The organism is Pelomonas margarita, from assembly GCF_043555875.1.
GTDB classification, from domain to species: domain Bacteria; phylum Pseudomonadota; class Gammaproteobacteria; order Burkholderiales; family Burkholderiaceae_C; genus Pelomonas; species Pelomonas margarita.
Genome location: NZ_JBIGHW010000002.1, coordinates 356207 through 373334 on the forward strand (window position 1 = coordinate 356207; position 17128 = coordinate 373334).

20 protein-coding genes are annotated in these 17128 nt (G+C 67.7%); 9 read left to right on the forward strand and 11 right to left on the reverse strand.

What is annotated here, in order from left to right:
- Positions 1-66: 66 nt before the first annotated feature.
- On the reverse strand, positions 67-1014 hold the full coding sequence (gene argC / locus ACG0Z3_RS05190; protein ID WP_394395938.1) for an N-acetyl-gamma-glutamyl-phosphate reductase: 948 nt from the start codon (positions 1012-1014) through the stop codon (positions 67-69).
- A gap of 49 nt (positions 1015-1063) precedes the next feature.
- Between argC and ACG0Z3_RS05195 the strand changes: the two genes are divergently transcribed.
- From ACG0Z3_RS05195 to ACG0Z3_RS05215, 5 genes are all read left to right on the forward strand, one after another.
- Positions 1064-1603 carry an RBBP9/YdeN family alpha/beta hydrolase gene (locus ACG0Z3_RS05195; RefSeq protein WP_394395940.1) on the forward strand — a complete coding sequence of 180 codons (540 nt, stop codon included), beginning with the start codon at positions 1064-1066 and terminating at the stop codon, positions 1601-1603.
- Between the two features lie 16 nt (positions 1604-1619).
- Positions 1620-2525, forward strand: a complete 906-nt coding sequence (locus ACG0Z3_RS05200; protein ID WP_394395941.1) for a ParB/RepB/Spo0J family partition protein — start codon at positions 1620-1622, stop codon at positions 2523-2525.
- Positions 2526-2906: 381 nt separating this feature from the next.
- The gene (locus ACG0Z3_RS05205) at positions 2907-4829 is read left to right on the forward strand and encodes a PrkA family serine protein kinase (protein WP_394395943.1); all 1923 of its coding nucleotides are present in this window, start codon (positions 2907-2909) and stop codon (positions 4827-4829) included.
- Positions 4830-5025: 196 nt separating this feature from the next.
- Positions 5026-6309 carry a YeaH/YhbH family protein gene (locus tag ACG0Z3_RS05210; protein ID WP_394395946.1) on the forward strand — a complete coding sequence of 428 codons (1284 nt, stop codon included), beginning with the start codon at positions 5026-5028 and terminating at the stop codon, positions 6307-6309.
- 139 nt (positions 6310-6448) lie between these two features.
- Complete coding sequence (locus ACG0Z3_RS05215; RefSeq protein ID WP_394396253.1) at positions 6449-7993, forward strand: SpoVR family protein; 1545 nt, start codon at positions 6449-6451, stop codon at positions 7991-7993.
- 41 nt (positions 7994-8034) lie between these two features.
- Here the strand turns inward: ACG0Z3_RS05215 and sugE are convergent, their stop codons facing one another.
- The 3 genes from sugE to ACG0Z3_RS05230 all read right to left on the reverse strand — a co-directional run bounded on the left by sugE (position 8035) and on the right by ACG0Z3_RS05230 (position 10496).
- Complete coding sequence (sugE, locus tag ACG0Z3_RS05220; protein WP_394395948.1) at positions 8035-8349, reverse strand: quaternary ammonium compound efflux SMR transporter SugE; 315 nt, start codon at positions 8347-8349, stop codon at positions 8035-8037.
- 183 nt (positions 8350-8532) lie between these two features.
- Positions 8533-8991 carry a GNAT family N-acetyltransferase gene (locus ACG0Z3_RS05225; RefSeq protein ID WP_394395950.1) on the reverse strand — a complete coding sequence of 153 codons (459 nt, stop codon included), beginning with the start codon at positions 8989-8991 and terminating at the stop codon, positions 8533-8535.
- Between the two features lie 95 nt (positions 8992-9086).
- The gene (locus ACG0Z3_RS05230) at positions 9087-10496 is read right to left on the reverse strand and encodes an FAD-binding oxidoreductase (protein WP_394395952.1); all 1410 of its coding nucleotides are present in this window, start codon (positions 10494-10496) and stop codon (positions 9087-9089) included.
- An 89-nt stretch (positions 10497-10585) separates the two neighbouring features.
- On the opposite strand from ACG0Z3_RS05230, the gene ACG0Z3_RS05235 reads away from it, so the two are divergent.
- Together ACG0Z3_RS05235 and ACG0Z3_RS05240 are read left to right on the forward strand one after the other, a co-directional pair.
- Complete coding sequence (locus ACG0Z3_RS05235; RefSeq protein ID WP_394395953.1) at positions 10586-10813, forward strand: hypothetical protein; 228 nt, start codon at positions 10586-10588, stop codon at positions 10811-10813.
- 47 nt (positions 10814-10860) lie between these two features.
- Positions 10861-11457 carry a cob(I)yrinic acid a,c-diamide adenosyltransferase gene (locus ACG0Z3_RS05240; RefSeq protein ID WP_394395955.1) on the forward strand — a complete coding sequence of 199 codons (597 nt, stop codon included), beginning with the start codon at positions 10861-10863 and terminating at the stop codon, positions 11455-11457.
- A 1-nt stretch (position 11458) separates the two neighbouring features.
- Here the strand turns inward: ACG0Z3_RS05240 and ACG0Z3_RS05245 are convergent, their stop codons facing one another.
- The 4 genes from ACG0Z3_RS05245 to ACG0Z3_RS05260 form a co-directional block, all read right to left on the reverse strand.
- Entirely contained in the window at positions 11459-11749 is a 291-nt protein-coding gene (locus tag ACG0Z3_RS05245; protein WP_394395958.1) for a hypothetical protein, read from the reverse strand.
- Positions 11746-12129, reverse strand: coding sequence for a phage holin family protein (locus ACG0Z3_RS05250; RefSeq protein WP_394395961.1), 384 nt, complete (start codon positions 12127-12129; stop codon positions 11746-11748). Before ACG0Z3_RS05250 ends, ACG0Z3_RS05245 begins: the two co-directional genes overlap by 4 nt.
- A 16-nt stretch (positions 12130-12145) precedes the next feature.
- On the reverse strand, positions 12146-12454 hold the full coding sequence (locus tag ACG0Z3_RS05255) for an ElaB/YgaM/YqjD family protein (RefSeq protein WP_394395963.1): 309 nt from the start codon (positions 12452-12454) through the stop codon (positions 12146-12148).
- Positions 12455-12545: 91 nt separating this feature from the next.
- The gene (locus ACG0Z3_RS05260) at positions 12546-13514 is read right to left on the reverse strand and encodes a helix-turn-helix transcriptional regulator (protein WP_394395964.1); all 969 of its coding nucleotides are present in this window, start codon (positions 13512-13514) and stop codon (positions 12546-12548) included.
- 126 nt (positions 13515-13640) lie between these two features.
- Between ACG0Z3_RS05260 and ACG0Z3_RS05265 the strand changes: the two genes are divergently transcribed.
- Both ACG0Z3_RS05265 and ACG0Z3_RS05270 read left to right on the forward strand, forming a co-directional pair.
- The gene (locus tag ACG0Z3_RS05265; RefSeq protein WP_394395967.1) at positions 13641-14684 is read left to right on the forward strand and encodes a hypothetical protein; all 1044 of its coding nucleotides are present in this window, start codon (positions 13641-13643) and stop codon (positions 14682-14684) included.
- Between the two features lie 65 nt (positions 14685-14749).
- Positions 14750-15460, forward strand: coding sequence for a PEP-CTERM sorting domain-containing protein (locus tag ACG0Z3_RS05270; protein ID WP_394395970.1), 711 nt, complete (start codon positions 14750-14752; stop codon positions 15458-15460).
- Between the two features lie 70 nt (positions 15461-15530).
- On the opposite strand, the gene ACG0Z3_RS05275 is transcribed toward ACG0Z3_RS05270, so the two are convergent.
- The 3 genes from ACG0Z3_RS05275 to ACG0Z3_RS05285 all read right to left on the reverse strand — a co-directional run bounded on the left by ACG0Z3_RS05275 (position 15531) and on the right by ACG0Z3_RS05285 (position 17112).
- Positions 15531-16049, reverse strand: a complete 519-nt coding sequence (locus ACG0Z3_RS05275; protein WP_394395973.1) for a GNAT family N-acetyltransferase — start codon at positions 16047-16049, stop codon at positions 15531-15533.
- Between the two features lie 95 nt (positions 16050-16144).
- Positions 16145-16795, reverse strand: a complete 651-nt coding sequence (locus ACG0Z3_RS05280) for a 3'-5' exonuclease (RefSeq protein ID WP_394395975.1) — start codon at positions 16793-16795, stop codon at positions 16145-16147.
- Positions 16795-17112 carry a nucleotide pyrophosphohydrolase gene (locus tag ACG0Z3_RS05285; RefSeq protein WP_394395977.1) on the reverse strand — a complete coding sequence of 106 codons (318 nt, stop codon included), beginning with the start codon at positions 17110-17112 and terminating at the stop codon, positions 16795-16797. The genes ACG0Z3_RS05280 and ACG0Z3_RS05285 overlap by 1 nt, the downstream gene beginning before the upstream one ends.
- Positions 17113-17128 lie beyond the last annotated feature (16 nt).

Below are 17128 nucleotides of genomic sequence, written 5' to 3' on the forward strand. Positions count from 1 at the left end.
CCGGAGTATGGCGACGCCGCGCAGCGGCGTAACGTCACCGTTTGGGGGTCAGAGGATGAGACCCTCTCAAACTAGGCCCAGGCTTTCCTCGACGCCCAGGTGCACGTTCATGCTCTGCACGGCCGCGCCGCTGGCGCCCTTGCCCAGGTTGTCCAGCCGCGCGATGACCAGCGCCTGCGTGTCGCTGGCGAACACGAAGATGTCCACGCGGTTGGTGTCGTTGCAAGCCTGCACGTCGAAGAAGCCGCCCTCCAGCGTGGCCGCGTCGCGCAGCGGCATCACGCGGATGAAGCGCTCGCCCGCGTAGTGCGCGGCCAGCGCCGCGTGCACGGCCTCGGGCGTCGCGCCAGCGGCCAATTGGCTCAGCTGCAGCGGCACGCTGACGGCCAGGCCCTTGTAGAAGCTGCTGACGATGGGCATGAACACCGGCGGCGTGGCCAGGCCGGTGTGGGCCATCATCTCCGGCAGGTGCTTGTGCTTGAGGCCCAGGCCATAGGGGCGCGGCGCCTGCAGGTGCACGGGCAGCGGCTGCTGCTCGTACTCGGCAATCATGCTCTTGCCGCCACCCGAGTAGCCGGTGATGGACGTCGCACTGACCGCCGCATCGCGCGGCAGCAGGCCGGCATCCACCAGCGGGCGCACGGCCAGGATAAAGGCGCTGGCGTGGCAGCCCGGGTTGGCGATGCGCTTGGACGCGCGGATGGCGTCGCGCTGGCCACGGGCCAGCTCGGGCAGGCCGAAGCTCCAGCCGGGCACGGTGCGGTGCGCCGTGCTGGCGTCGATGAGACAGGTGTTGGGGTTGGTGATCATGGCCGCAGCCTCGCGCGAGGCCGCGTCGGGCAGGCACAGGAAGGCCACATCGGCGGCGTTCAGCAGGCGGGCGCGCTCGGCCGGGTCCTTGCGTTTGTCGGCATCGATCTTGAGCACCTCAATGTCGGTGCGGGCCGCGAGGTACTCATGAATCCGAAGACCCGTCGTGCCCTCTTGCCCATCCACAAACACCTTGAACGTCATGACCGCTGCTCCACTGAAAATCGCGAACCGTGCAGCTTAAGGGCAAACCATGAATCCCACCCGCGTCCTGCTCCTTCCCGGCTGGCAGAACTCCGGCCCCGACCACTGGCAGAGCCGCTGGGAGCGCCTGCACGGCGACCAGCGCGTGGACCAGCACGACTGGGACTGGCCGCGCCGTGGCGACTGGATGGCGCGGCTGGACGAGGTGCTGCTGCAGGACGACGCCCCGGCGCTGCTGGTGGCGCATTCGCTGGGCTGCCAGCTGGTGGCGAGCTGGGCCGAGCACTCGCAGCACACGGCCCGCGTGGCCGGCGCGCTGCTCGTCGCCCCGCCCGACACCGAGCGCGAGGACATGCCGCCGCAGCTGCACAACTGGCGCCCCATCCGCCGCGGCCGCCTGCCCTTCCCCAGCATCGCGGTCATCAGCAGCGACGACCCCTTCGGCGCCGCCGAACGCAGCACGGCGATGGCGGCGGACTGGGGGAGCAGCGTCGTCATCGCCGGGCCGCGCGGCCACCTGAACGCCGCCTCGGGCCTGGGCGACTGGCCCGAGGGCCGCGAGCTGCTGCGCAGCCTCGCGAAGCCCTGAAGGACAATCCGCATCCATGGCAACGAAGAAACCCAAAGGCCTCGGCCTCGGCCTGGAAGCCCTGCTGGGCCCCAAGGTCAGCGACACCCCCGCGCCCGCAGAACGCGATGGCACGCCCAGCACACTGAAGCTGGAGCAGCTGCAGGCCGGCAAGTACCAGCCGCGCACGCGCATGGACGAGGGCTCGCTGTACGAGCTGGCCGAGAGCATCAAGGGCCAGGGCATCATGCAGCCCATCCTCGTGCGCCCGATCACGCCCAACGGCGGCGTCAGCTACGAAATCATCGCCGGCGAACGCCGCTTCCGCGCCGCCAGGCTGGCCGGCCTGCGCGAGGTGCCGGTTCTGGTGAAGGCGGTGCCGGACGAATCGGCCGCCGCGATGGCGCTGATCGAGAACATCCAGCGCGAAGACCTCAACCCGCTGGAAGAGGCGCAAGGCCTGAAGCGCCTGACCGACGAGTTCGGCCTGACGCACGAGCAGGCTGCCCAGGCCGTGGGCCGCTCGCGCAGCGCGGCCAGCAACCTGCTGCGTCTGCTGAACCTGGCTGCGCCGGTGCAAAACATGCTCATGGCCGGTGACCTGGACATGGGCCACGCCCGAGCGCTGCTGCCGCTGGACGGCGCCACGCAGATCACCACCGCCAGCGAGATCGCAGCCAAGAAGCTCAGCGTGCGCGAGGCCGAGAAGCTGGTCTCCAAGACCCAGGGCGCCGCGCGCCAGGCCCCGCTGCTGCGCGTGAAGGGCGACAAGAGCCGCGACGTGCTGCGCCTGGAGGAAGAACTGGCCGACGCGCTGGGCGCCACGGTGGAAGTGCGCGTGAAGAAGCGCACCAAGAAGGGCGGGCAGAGCGGCGAGCTGGCCATCCACTTCGACTCGCTGGACGCGCTCTCTGGCCTGCTGGACAAGCTGCGCGGCACCTGAACGGCAGCCGCGCCGGACGCCCCATCGCGCCACGGCGCGACAACCTCGTCCACGATCGGCGGCCTTGTCGGAGCCCCGCCACAAGGCCCCTGCGTTCGTGTGGTTTGGACAGCGGGTGTCAGGTCTTGCCTCCACCCCGGGCGTATGCTGAATTCGCCCTGTCAACGAAACCACGCACCGCCGGGTTGAGGGGGCAGGTAGCCGACGATTCGCAGCTTATTCTTGGGACCGAGGGTCCACTGCCGGCAGCAAGCTGCCCTGACAGCACCAGGAGAGTTCTGATGACGCCTTGCAGTTGAGGCGCGATCAGAACCCCCCAGCCGACCATGGGCACGGATCGTGCCTGCGGCCCTGTGGAGTTCAAACCGCAGGAGGTCGAACATGGACGTCATCAGCCATTTCGCGGCGCGCTACGAGCGCACCAAGGTCGAAGAGCTCTCGCTGGAGGACTACCTCGCCGAGTGCAAAAACAACCCCCTGGCCTACGCCACGGCCGCCGAGCGCATGCTCAAGGCCATCGGCGAGCCGCAGATGCTGGACACGCGCAACGACCCGCGCCTCTCGCGCCTGTTCGCCAACAAGACCATCAAGATCTACCCGGCCTTCGCCGAGTTCTATGGGCTCGAAGAAGCCATCGAGCAGGTGGTGTCCTATTTCAGGCACGCTGCACAGGGGCTGGAGGAAAAGAAGCAGATCCTCTACCTGCTGGGCCCGGTGGGCGGCGGCAAGAGTTCCATCGCCGAGCGGCTGAAGGTGCTGATGGAGCAGGTGCCCTTCTACGCCATCGCCGGCTCGCCGGTGAACGAGAGCCCGTTGGGTCTGTTCGACCCGACTGAAGACGGCCCGCTGCTGGAGCGCGACTACGGCATCCCGCGCCGCTACCTCAGCCGCATCTTGTCGCCCTGGGCCGTCAAGCGGCTCGACGAGTTCGGCGGCGACATCCGAAAGTTCAAGGTCGTCAAGCGCTACCCCAGCGTGCTCAAGCAGCTCGGCGTGGCCAAGACCGAGCCGGGTGACGAGAACAACCAGGACATCAGCTCACTGGTGGGCAAGGTCGACATCCGCAAGCTTGAGACCTACGCGCAGGATGACCCCGACGCTTACAGCTACTCCGGTGGCCTGTGCCTGGCCAACCAAGGCCTGCTGGAGTTCGTGGAAATGTTCAAGGCGCCCATCAAGGTGCTGCACCCGCTGCTAACGGCCACGCAGGAAGGCAACTACAAGGGCACCGAGGGCTTCGGCGCCATTCCCTTCGACGGCATCGTGCTCGCGCACAGCAACGAGAGCGAGTGGAAGACCTTCCGCAACAACAAGAACAACGAGGCCTTCCTGGACCGCGTCTACATCGTCAAGGTGCCGTACTGCCTGCGCGTCAGCGAGGAAGTGAAGATCTACGAGAAGCTGATCCGCGGCTCGTCGCTGGCCGAGGCCAAGTGCGCGCCCGGCACGCTGAAGATGATGAGCCAGTTCGCCGTGCTCACGCGCCTGAAGGAGCCCGAGAACTCATCGCTGTATTCCAAGATGCAGATCTACGACGGCGAGAACCTCAAGGACACCGACCCCCGCGCCAAGAGCTACCAGGAGTACCGCGACTACGCTGGTGTCGACGAAGGCATGAGTGGCATCAGCACGCGCTTCGCGTACAAGATTCTGTCCAAGGTCTTCAACTTCGACAGCGCCGAGGTGGCGGCCAACCCCGTGCACCTGATGTACGTGCTGGAGCAGCAAATCGAGCGCGAGCAGTTCCCGAAGGAGCTCGAAGAGAAGTACGTCGGCTTCATCAAGGAGCAGCTGTCGCCGCGCTATGCCGAGTTCATCGGCAAAGAGATACAGACCGCTTACCTGGAGAGTTACTCCGAGTACGGCCAGAACATCTTCGACCGCTACGTGACCTATGCCGACTACTGGATCCAGGACCAGGAGTACCGCGATACCGATACCGGCGAGGTCTTCGACCGCGCGGCGCTGAACGCCGAGCTGGAGAAGATCGAGAAGCCGGCCGGCATCTCCAACCCCAAGGACTTCCGCAACGAGATCGTCAACTTCGTGCTGCGGGCGCGCGCCAACAACGCGGGCAAAAACCCGCTGTGGACCAGCTACGAGAAGCTGCGCACCGTCATCGAGAAGAAGATGTTCTCCAACACCGAGGAACTGCTGCCCGTCATCAGCTTCAACGCCAAGGCCAGCGCCGAGGACGCCAAGAAGCACGAGAACTTCGTGCAGCGCATGGTGGACAAGGGCTATACGGCCAAGCAGGTGCGGCTGTTGTGCGAGTGGTACTTGAGGGTCCGCAAGAGCAGCTGATCGAAAGGTAGCGCATGTCGCTCCAGCAAATCATCGACCGCCGGCTGTCGGGCAAGAACAAGTCCATCGGCAACCGCGAGCGCTTCCTGCGCCGCAGTCACGGAGCCCCTCGTCCGGCGGGTACGCCGGACGATCCCCCGAGGGGATGCGGGCCGGCTTGGGGCGGCCCGGCGCTCGGCCCGCAGGGAGGCTTCTAATGTCTCTGCAGCAGATCATCGACCGACGCCTCTCCGGCAAGAACAAGTCCATCGGCAACCGCGAGCGCTTCCTGCGCCGCCACAAGGACCAGATCCGCGAGGCGGTGAAGCGCGCGGTGGACGGCCGGGGGATCCGCGACATGGAACGCGGCGAGGACGTGAAGATCCCGAAAAAAGATCTCAACGAACCCGTCTTCGGCCATGGCGAGGGCGGCGTGCGCGAGGTCGTGCGGCCCGGCAACCAAGAGTACGTGAAGGGCGACCGCATCGCCAAGCCGAAAGGTGGACAAGGCGGGCAAGGCGGTGGCAACGGCGAAGCCAGCGACCAGGGCGAGGGGGAGGACGACTTCGTCTTCCACCTCAGCAAGGAAGAGTTCATGCAGGTCTTCTTCGACGACCTGGCCCTGCCCAACCTCGCCCGCACGACGCTGGCCGACACGCCCGAGTGGAAGAGCCACCGCGCCGGCTTCTCGTCCGACGGTACGCCCACCAACCTGCACGTCGTGCGCTCCATGCGCGGCGCTCTGGGCCGGCGCATCGCGCTGGGCATGGACAAACGCCGCGAGCTGCACGAGCTCGAAGCACGCGAGCAGGAGTTGCTGAAGGAAGACCGCCCAGAAACGCCCCGCCTGCTGCTGGAAACGCGTGAGCGCATCGCCCACCTGAAGGCCCGGCTGGACGCCATCCCCTTCCTGGATCCCATTGACCTGCGCTTTCGCTCCCGCGTGCGCGTGCCAGTGCCGACGACGCGCGCCGTCATGTTCTGCCTGATGGACGTGTCGGGCTCCATGGACGAGAGCCGCAAGGACCTCGCCAAGCGCTTCTTCATCCTGCTGTACCTCTTCCTCACGCGGCACTACGAGAAGATCGACGTGGTCTTCATCCGCCACCACACGCAGGCACAGGAAGTCGACGAGCAGAACTTCTTCCACGCCACCGAGACCGGTGGCACCGTCGTGTCGTCGGCGCTCGTGCTGATGGAGCAGATCATCCGCGAGCGCTACTCGCCGACCGAGTGGAACATCTACGGCGCCCAGGCCAGCGACGGCGACAACTGGCACCACGACAGCGGCCGCTGCCGCGAACTGCTGGCCGACAAGATCCTGCCGCTGTGCCGCTACTTCGCCTACGTGCAGGTGGCCGAGCCGGAGCAGAACCTCTGGGAGGAATACCAGAAGCTGCAGGAAGACGTCGGCCACTTCGCGATGCGCAAGGCCGTCGAGGCCTCGCAGATCTACCCGGTCTTCCGTGAGCTGTTCAAGAAAGAAGGGGCCTCGGCATGAGATCCGAGCGCAGGGCCACCCCCAAGCCGGACCGCATCCCCCCGGGGGATCGGCCGACGTACCCGTTGGACGAGGGGCTGACATGAGTTGCAAGGAAGACCGCCGCCACCCCGAACGCGTGGCCACGCCGCCGCCCGGCATGGCCGAGCGCCGCCAGCGCGACCCACTGCGCCGCATGCTGCCGCTGCAGCAGCGCCCGAGCCAGCCGCTGCCCTCGCCCAACGACTGGACCTTCGAGCTCATCGAGGACTACCACGCCGTCATCAAGCAGACGGCCGAGCGCTTCGGCTTGGACACCTATGCCAACCAGCTGGAGGTCATCACCTCCGAGCAGATGATGGACGCCTACGCGTCGGTGGGCATGCCGGTGAACTACCGGCACTGGAGCTACGGCAAGGAGTTCATCGCCACCGAGCGCAACTACAAGCGCGGCCAGATGGGCCTGGCCTACGAGATCGTCATCAACTCCGATCCCTGCATCGCCTACCTGATGGAGGAGAACACGCTGGCCATGCAGGCGCTGGTCATCGCTCATGCCTGCTACGGGCATAACTCCTTCTTCAAGGGCAACTACCTGTTCCGCATGTGGACGGATGCGTCGTCCATCATCGACTACCTCGTCTACGCCAAGAACTACGTGGCCGAGTGCGAGGAGCGCCACGGGCTTGACGCCGTCGAGGCGCTGCTGGACAGCTGCCACGCGCTGATGAACCACGGCGTGGACCGCTACCGCCGGCCAGCCAAGCTGTCGCTCGCCGAAGAGCGCGCGCGCCTCAAGGAGCGCGAACAGCACGCCCAGTCCCAGGTCAACGACCTCTGGCGCACGCTGCCCAGGAAGCCCGACCGCCCCGACGAAGCCGCCGAGAGCCGCCGCTTCCCCGACGAGCCGCAGGAGAACCTGCTGTACTTCATCGAGAAGAACGCGCCGCTGCTGGAGCCCTGGCAGCGCGAGGTCGTGCGCATCGTGCGCAAGATCGCGCAGTACTTCTATCCGCAGCGGCAAACGCAGGTCATGAACGAGGGCTGGGCCACCTTCTGGCACCACCGGCTGCTCAACCAGATGTACGACGACGGCTACCTGAGCGACGGCATGATGATCGAGTGGCTGAAGTCGCACACCAACGTCGTCTACCAGCACCCCGGCGCCAACCTGAACCCATACGCACTGGGCTTTGCGATGTACACCGACATCAAGCGCATCTGCGAGGCCCCGACGGATGAAGACAAGGCCTGGTTCCCCGACATCGCCGGCAGCGACTGGCTGCCCACGCTGGATCACGCGATGCGCAACTTCAAGGACGAGAGCTTCATCGGCCAGTACCTGAGCCCCAAGGTGATGCGCGACTTCCGGCTGTTTGCCATCCTGGACGACGAGGCCAAGACCGAGTACGAGATATCGGCCATCCACGACGAAGGCGGCTACCGCCACCTGCGCCAGGCGCTGTCACGCCAGTACGACCTGTCGACGCGCGAGCCCAACATCCAGGTCTGGAACGTGAACCTGCGCGGCGACCGCTCGCTGACGCTGCGCCACCAGCAGCACCTCAACCGACCGCTGCACGACAGCGCGCAGGAAGTGCTGCGCCATGTCGGCCGGCTGTGGGGCTTTGCCGTCAACCTGGAAAGCGCCAACAGCCGCGGCGACGTGACCCGGCGCTGGAACGTGCCGGCTCAGCACGGCTGAAGCAATGAGGCGGGCCGGCGCTGGGTTCGAAACACGGTGGCTCAGCTCGCCAGCTTCAGCCCCACGATGCCCGCCACGATGAGGCCCAGGCTCACCAGCCGGCCCACCGTGGCCGGCTCGTTGAACAGCACCATGCCCAGCGCCGCCGTGCCCACGGCGCCCACGCCCACCCAGATCGCGTAGGCCGTGCCCACCGGCAGCGTCTTCATCGCCACGCCCAGCAGGCCGACGCTGGCCACCATGGCGCCTACGGTCAGCACCGTGGGCAAGGGCCGCGTGAAGCCCTCGGTGTACTTGAGGCCGATGGCCCAACCCACCTCCAGCAGGCCCGCGACGACGAGCAACAGCCAAGCCATGATGTGAACGCCCTGAGTGACAAGGCTGATCATTCTGCCGACAGGCAGTCGCGCCGCTGATCGACGGCGCCATGCCCCGTCACACCGTGGGTGGTTCAGATGCCACAGCCGTCGCCCGGCGCCCGCACCAGGTGAATCTGGATGCAGATCTGGCCCAGCGGCGTCTCGTCGGCGGCGCTCACATCAGGCCTCCATGCGCCTAGCGTAGGCAAAGTACACCTCGTCGCGCTGCCAGCCCAGCGACTCGTACAGTGACTGCGCCGTCTGGTTGGTGCGCGCCGTTGTCAGCTCCAGCCGCGCGCGGCCGGTGCTCTTCGCATGGTGCTCGGCAGCCAGCAGCAGCGCCCGCCCGGCGCCCGAGCGGCGCGCCTCGGGCGTGACGTACAGGTCCGACAACTGGTAGATGGGCCGTGCGTCGATAGAGCAGAACAGCGGGTAGAGCTGGCAGAAGCCGATGACCTCCTGGGCCTCGTTCACGGTCAGCAGGATGACGGATTCGTCGCGCTGCAGCCGATCACGGATGAAGTGGCGCGCGGCAGCCACGTCAGGCGCCTGCTCGTAGAACTGGCGATAGGCGTCGAAGAGGGGGGCGACGACCTCGAGGTCGGCCAGCGTGGCGATGCGGATGCGATGGCTGTTCATGGGCGGGTTTGTACAGGGCACATCAGACCCCGTTCATCGAATCCGTCGCCACGCTACGCGCAGGCAATTGCATGGCCGGCAGCCCAACGGACGCATCAGCCTGCGAAGATCTTCCCGGGGTTCATGATCCCCAGCGGGTCCAGTGCCTGCTTCACGGCTTGCATCAACGCCACGGCAGCCTCGCCGGTCTCGTCGATGAGGAAGCGCTGCTTGTGCAGCCCGATGCCATGCTCGCCGGTGCAAGTGCCCTCCAGCGCCAGGGCACGCGCCACCATCTGGGCGCTCAGCCGCTCGGCGGTGGCCAGCTCGTCGGGCCGGGCGGGGTCCAGCAGGTAGGCCATGTGGAAGTTGCCGTCGCCCACATGGCCGACGATGAAGTACGGCAGGCCGGCCGCCTGCACCTCGGCGATGGATGCGTTGATGTTCTCGGCCAGCCGCGAGATGGGCACGCAGGTATCGGTCGTGACGGCACGGCAGCCCGGGCGCATCTGCAGGCCCGCGAAGTAGGCATGGTGCCGCGCCGCCCACAGCCGCGTGCGCGCCTCGGGCGTGGTGGCCCATTCGAACGCATCGCCGCCATGGTCAGCCGCCACGTCCTGCACGGTGGCCGCCTGCTCGGCCACGCCGGCCTCGCTGCCATGGAACTCCATCAGCAGCATGGGCGCTTCCTTCAGGCCCAGCCGGTCATGCGCGTTGACGGCCCTGATCGCGTTCGTGTCCAGCAGCTCGCAGCGCGCGATGGGCACGCCGATCTGGATGACCTGCATGGCCGTCTGGACGGCAGCGTCGATGCTGGGGAAGAAGCAGATGGCCGCCGACACCGCCTCGGGCAGCGGATGCACCTTGACGGTCAGCTCGGTGATGACGCCGAGCGTGCCCTCGCTGCCGACGAGCAGCCGCGTCAGGTCGTAGCCGGCGCTGCTCTTCTTCGCGCGCGAGCCGGTGCGGATGACCTCGCCGCTGGCCGCCACGAAGCGCAGGCCCAACACGTTCTCGCGCATCGTGCCGTAGCGCACCGCGTTCGTGCCGCTGGCTCGCGTGGCGGCCATGCCGCCCAGGCTCGCATCGGCGCCGGGGTCGATGGGGAAGAACAGACCTTCGTGCCGCAACGCCTCGTTCAGCGCCTTGCGCGTGACGCCGGGCTGCACCGTCACCGTCAGGTCTTCGGCGGCGATGCGCAGGATGCGGTTCATGCGCGACACATCCAGGCTGACACCGCCCTGCACCGCCAGCAGGTGACCTTCCAGCGACGAGCCGGCGCCATACGGGATGACTGGCACGCGGTACGCGGCGCACGCGGTCACGACCTGCGCCACCTCCTCCTCGCTCTCGGCGAATACGACGGCCTGCGGCGGCGGCACATCGAAGACGGATTCGTCACGACCATGCTGCTCGCAGACGGCGCGGGCCGTCGAGCAGCGCGCTCCGAACGCCGCCTGCAACGCAGCCAGAAGGTCCGCCGGCAGGGGCGCTGCGACGGCGGCAGGGGAAGCGGGCGCATTCATCGGCAAGTCTCCTGATCCAAGTCAGGGAATTGTGTTGCAGCGCCGTCCCCGCAGTGCCAGCATGAAGTCTCCACTCCGGGAGCCTCTCCATGACCCTGACCTGGCTGCTGCTGATCCTGGCCGCCCTGCTGATCGTGCTGGGTGCCCTGCGCTTCGAAGTGCTGCTGGCCCGCTGGCGCGAACTCGTGGGCCCGTCGACTGGCGCCGTCCCACCTGCTGACGCCACTGCGGCGCCGCTGCCCCACAACACCGGCCTGCATCCGCACAACGCCCCCACCCGCAAGCCGGCGTTTCACCGCAGTGGCCGACGCCACTGACAGCACCTGAGCACAATGGCGGCCCCGCAACCCTTGCAGACCGCCACATGGGCAACCGCCTCACCCAGATCGCCACCCGCACGGGCGACGACGGCAGCACCGGCCTGTCGGATGGCAGCCGTGTCACCAAGAGCCACCTGCGCGTGCAGGCCATGGGCGATGTCGACGAACTGAACTCGCACCTGGGCGTGCTGCTAGCAGAGCCGCTGCCGGGTGACGTGCGCGAGCTGCTCGTCACCATCCAGCATGAGCTGTTCAACCTCGGCGGTGAACTCTCCTGGCCCGGCGGCCACCTGCTGAAGGACACCGCCGTGCTGCGCCTGGACGACGCGCTGGCTCACTACAACGAGCACCTGCCCCGGCTGAAGGAGTTCATCCTGCCGGCCGGCACGCGCAGTGCGGCCATCGCCCATGTGTGCCGCACCGTCGCGCGGCGGGCGGAGCGCACCGTCATCATGCTGGCGGCCAGCGAGCCCATCAACGCCGCGCCGCGCCAGTACCTGAACCGCCTGTCCGATCTGCTGTTCGTGCTGGCCCGCGTGCTCAACCGCGCCAACCTCGACGGGCTGGGCGGCGACGACGTCTACTGGCAGAGCGAGCGCATGAAGCGGCTGGATGCCTACGACGCGGACAACACTGGCTGACTCAACGCCGCTGCCAGACCCGCCACGCCAGCCAGGCCCAGCGCAGCAGACCCAGCACCCGCCCGCGTCGAGAGGCGGCAAAGAAGGCCGTGCCGCTGTTGACGGCAGCCAGCACCAGCGGGTCCGACAGCCAGCGCCTCACGGCCATCACCGGCCGCGCCACGTGGTCGGCATGTCCGCCCAGCACCTGCAGATCCTGCTGCAGCTGGCCGCGCAGCAGCGTGGACGCCAGCAACAAATTTTCCTTACGCTCGCTGCGCCGGGCCGGGTCTTGCGGGATGGGCGGGATCATGGCTGCCGCTGATCGAGACCCGCCGCGTCCTTGCGCAGCTCGGCGATGCTGGCCTGGAACAGCGTGGAGGGCTGCGCCGCCAGCGCCTTGAGTTGACGCAGCGCCAACGCGGCCGCGACGAGCAGCACGCCGGTGGCCGCGCCCAGCGCCAGCAGCGGATGGCTATCCCACAGCGCCACGATGGCCAGCACCAGCAGCATCAGCACCGCAAAGCCGGCCAGCAGCGCGGCCAGCACGGCCCACAGCACCAGGCTGGCGATGCGGTCCTTCTCCTCCTGGACCTCGATGGCCAGCAGCTCAAGCCGGATGCGACCCAGTGTCAGCAGCGAACGGCCAAGCCGCCGCAGCGGTGCGGAGACGGGTTCCTGGTCCTCGCTCACCAAGGCCGCCGCGCGTTCAACGGCGGCCGATCAGCACGCCCAGCGCCAGGCCGACCGCCGCCGCCACGCCGATGGCCTGCCAGGGCTTGGCATGCACATAGTCATCGGTGGCTGCGGCCGCATCCTTGGCGCGCTGTACGGCCTCATGCTGCACGTCGATGAGTTTCTCCTTGGCGCCATCCAGGCGCTCCCGGATGCGCGCACGCAAGGCCTTGGCCTCGCCGCTGACCTCGTTGCCGGTGCTGCTCATCAGCGCGTCGATGTCGTCCATCACGGCGCGAAAGTCAGCAGCCAGCTTGTCCTTGGCTTGGGCTGTATCGGTCATCGCAGGCTCCTTGATCGGGTTGCAAGATGGGCCAAGCCTAACGCGATCGCATGCCGCCACCGTGACCGGGCGCAAAAGACGCGCACTTGTCCTACAGCGCCGCCACCGCCTGGCGCAGCCGCGCCGCAAACGCGTCCCGCAGCGGTGCAGGCGCCACCACCGCCACCTGCCCTGCATGGCGCAGCAGGTCCATCAGCAGCTCGGTGTCGTCCACATAAGGCAGCTGCAGCCGCCAGCGGCCATCGGGCAGGAACTCGCTGCGCTGAGCCGGATGCCATTCCTCGCGCGACACCCAGGCCGCCGCCTCGGCGCTGAATAGCAGCTCGGCCTCGCGCGGCGTGCCGCCGGCAAAGATGCCGTAGCCCTGGTCCAGCTCGGCCTCCAGCTCGGCCAGCGGCACGGGGCGGGCCCCGGCCTCCAGCAACGTGGCCGCCTCGATGCCGTCCAGCGCAAAGCGCCGGTAGCCATCGCTGGCGTGGCACCAGGCATCCAGGTACCAGGCATGGCGGTGATGCACCAGGCGCTGTGGCGACACCTCGCGCTCGCTGGCCGCGCCGTCGCGCTTCTTGCGGTAGCGGATGGCTAGCCGACGCCGCTTCACGACGGCGCTGCCCACGGTCTCGAAACAGTCGCTGGCGACGCGCCGCCGCGCCGTGCCGATCAGCCGCACGCGGCGGCGCAGCTCGTCGGCCTCGGCCGCGTCCACACCCAGCATGCCGGTGATCTTGTCGAACATGGGCTGCAGATGGCGGCCGACGATGCCCTGCTCGTCCAGCCCGGCCAGCATCTGCTGCATGGTCAGCAGCGCGTGCAGCTCGGCCTCGTTGAACCACACGCCCGGCAGCTCGTGCTTGCCGCCACGCCACTGCTGGCCGAAGCGGTAGCCATTCTCGCCGGCGTCGTACTCGATGGGCGCGTCCAGACGCTCGCGCAGGTAGGCCAGGTCACGCTTGAGCGTGGCCGGTGACACCTCCAACGCCGCGATGAGCTCGGCAAACGACACGCAGCCGCGAGAGCGGATCAGGTGCTCGATCTTGTAGAAGCGTTCGGTGCGGTCCATGGGGCGTGGTGGCTGAACAGATTCACAGTGTTTTCCTGGTGGATCATCTCATGAGCCATCTAGCTCACAGACTGCTTGCAAGGCCCGCGATTCAACAGCCCAGGCCTCTCAACCTCAGGAGCCGCCATGCAAGCCGTCACCACCGCCCAGATCCACACCCACCCCGCCCTGGCCCAGTTCGCGCTGGACATGGACGACACGCCCGCGCAGGTCAGCGCGCACGAACGCGTGGGCCTCGCGCTGGGCCGCGACTACGCACTGCATGGGCTCACGCCACCCATCGCCCACCTCTACCCGCAATCGCCACTGCAGCGCGGCTGGATGTCGGCCCGCAGCCGCCCCGTGCGCACGCCGGCCAGCCCGCAGGTCGAGCTGTGGCTGGCGCTGCGCACCCACGCCTGGGCCCGCGGCCGCAGCTTCGAGGACATCCAGCTCACGCCACATCACCTGGCGCAGCTGGACACCACGCACTGCCCTATCACCCGTGAGCTGCTGGGCGACGACAACCGCAGCATCGACCGCGTGCGCGACGACGCCGGCTATGCGGCCGGCAACCTCGCCGTCATGAGCCAACGCGCCAACCGCGCCAAGGGCAGCCGCAACCGCCAGGCCCTGCTGGACATGGCCAGCAGCTGCGCGGCCGGCCCCATCACCCGCATCGGCGGCCTGGATGAAGCCCAGTGGCAGCGCCTGGCCGTGCTGAGCAGCTTCGTGACGCCACTGAGCCACGAAGAGGCCGCACAGATCCCGCTGCGCGTGCTGCCGCCCAACCGCATGCGGCTGTTCAACCCCATCCAGGCGCTGCAGGCGCTGGTCACGCGCCAGCTCGCCACGCCGGGCTGGAGCGCCTGCCTGGCACGGCTGGAGGCCCTGCTGCCCACGGAGGCCCTGCGCACCGACTTCAACCGCTTCCTGCTCGCGCTGGCCCCGCGCGTGCTGGCCGCTGCCGAGCTGCAGTCGCCGCATGAGATCCGCTGGGCGCTGGAAGACGCCTGGGCCCAGCCGCTAGTCATGAAGCGCTGGACGCGCCTTGCGCTGCAGCTGCATCCCGAACAGGCCGAGGCATTGGTGGAACGCGCCGCAGCCCGCAAGCTGAGCCCGGTGCATGTGCAGCGGCATGACGATGCGACTGAGGGCTGGGCCCTGGAAACGGGGGGGTATCAGCGCTGACGTCACGGCATGGTCATTTGCGCCGGACAGAGTGCCACCGCTCCGTCCACCAACTTCCCATACTCATGACCAAGACTTTGCTGACCCTCGCCCTGGCTGCGGCAGCCCTGCCATCGCACGCCGTGGTTATCACCCAGTGGAACTTCAATTCTGTGCCCGCTGACAGCAGCACCAGCACCGGCAGCCAACTGGCCAGCATCGGGACGGGCTCGCTCAGTCTGATTGGCGGGGTCACCGGTGGTTTCGGCAGCGGCGCTGCCAACGGCGGCTCATCGGACCCTGTGTCCATCGATGACACCGGTCTGCAGACCACGGGTTACAAGGCCCAAGGCACTGGCAATGAGACCGCCGGCGTCTTCTTCAAGGTCAGCACAGTCGGCTTCCAGGGCATCAGCTTCAGCTACGACTTGCGCCACAGCAACACGTCAGCCCGCCATGAGCGCGTGCAATACACGCTGGACGGCAGCACGTTCAACGACATCGCCCTGTTCACCGGTGCCGCCGGCGACACCTGGTTCAACAACCGCAGCGTCGACCTCAGCGGCATCGCTGGCGCGTCCAACAACGCCAACTTCGGTGTTCGCGTCGTCGCGTCTTTTGCACCTGGCTCCAACGCCTATGCGGCAAGCAGCACCAGCTACGCCGGAACGGGAACGTGGCGCTTCGACATGGCCACGGTGTCGGCCGTCAGCGCCGTACCCGAACCGCAAACCTACGCCCTGATGCTCTCCGGCCTGCTGGCCGTCGGCTTCATCGCGCGCCGTCGTCGCGGCTGATCAGCAACCGCTTCTGCAATGACAAAGCGCCCCGAGGGGCGCTTCTTTCATGGCCTGGCCGGCCAGGGCGTCAGACCAGCGAGCGGAACAAGCGGATCTCTTCGACGCGCGAGCCGCCCACTTCCGTCGTGCGGGCGCTGCCCAGCTCGCGCTTGAAGCCGGCCAGCTCGAAGAAACGCAGCGCGCGCTCGTTGCGCAGGTAGCACCACAGCGTGGCCTTGGTGCAGCCTTCTTCCTGCAGGCCGTCGCGCGTGGCATCCCACAGCGCCAGGCCTACGCCCTTGTCCCAGTGCACCGGGTCGGCGAACAGCGCCCAGACCTCGCCGGTGGTGGCCGGCGTGCCCTTGTCGCGCGAACGGTCGAAGCCTGCGAAGCCCATGATCTTGTTGTCCAGATGGGCCACGATGACCTGCGGCTCGCACAGGTCGATGGCTTCACGCCAGAAGGCCTGGCGCTTCTGCACCGACATCGCATCCAGCGCGGCCGCGGGCAGCAGGGCCTTGTAGGCATCCTGACTGGCTGCGACGTGAATCTCGGCGATGGCCTTGGCATCGCGCAGGGTGGCGGGGCGAACCTGGATCACGGACATGGAATTCTTCTTGAGCAATACGCTGGGCACGAAAGCGCGGGATTGTCCTTGTCCAAGCCGTGCAAGCGGGCTCTTGACAGAAATTTTTCCTGTGTTCAGCCCGTGCGACGTGGTGCCCGTGTTTTCACATGGTCCACGAGGCCGCGGCGCAGGCTTTTGAGTGGTGTGCGCTGCAGCGTGGCCAGCAGCGCATGGTCCACGGCCATGCCGCCCAGGTCGAGCGCGAAGCGCGTGGCGACCTCGCGGTGCACCTTCAGCAGCAGCTCCGCCGTTACCCGCGCATCGGCCATCGCCCGGTGGGCGCGGCCGCTGAAGCTCAGCGCATGAAACCGCACCAGCGCCCCCAGCGAATGGCTACCGGCCTCGGGCCACAGCCGTCGCGACAGCAGCACGGTGCACGCGAACTCATGCGCTGGGTCGGGCGCAATGTCGGCGCGCTGCATCTCGGCCTGCCAGAAGCCTCGGTCGAAGGCAGCGTTGTGCGCCACCAGCGGGCAGCCCGCCGTGAAACGGGCCAATTCGGCCATCACGTCGGCGGACGGTGGCGCGCTGGCCAGCATCTCGTTGCTAATGCCCGTCAGGGCCTGGATGTGCGGTGGCACCCAGGTGCCGCTGTTCATCAGGCTGCTCCAGCTGTCCACCACCTCGCCCTGGCGCACGAGCACGGCCGCAACCTCGGTGGCGCGGCCGCCGCTGGTGGGCCCGAGCCCGGTGGTCTCGAAGTCGACGACGGCGATGGTCTCCATCAAGACCTCTTCAATGGCGGGTGCTTGACGGCGTTCATCGCGAGCTTGCGCTCCACCGCCGCCTCGAGGTCGACGCCTGTGTGGTCGGCAATCTGCAGCAGGTACAGCAGCACGTCGGACAGTTCCTCGCCCAGGTGGCGGTGCTGCTCGTCGTCGAGCGCGAGCGACTGTTCTGGCGTGAGCCACTGAAAGATCTCCAGCAGCTCGGCGGCCTCCACCGTCATGGCCATCGCGAGGTTCTTGGGCGTCTGGTATGGCTGCCAGTCGCGGTCGGCGGCAAAGCGCCGTAGGCGGGCCTGAAGGGCAGGAATGTTCATGAAAAAGATGTCCTCT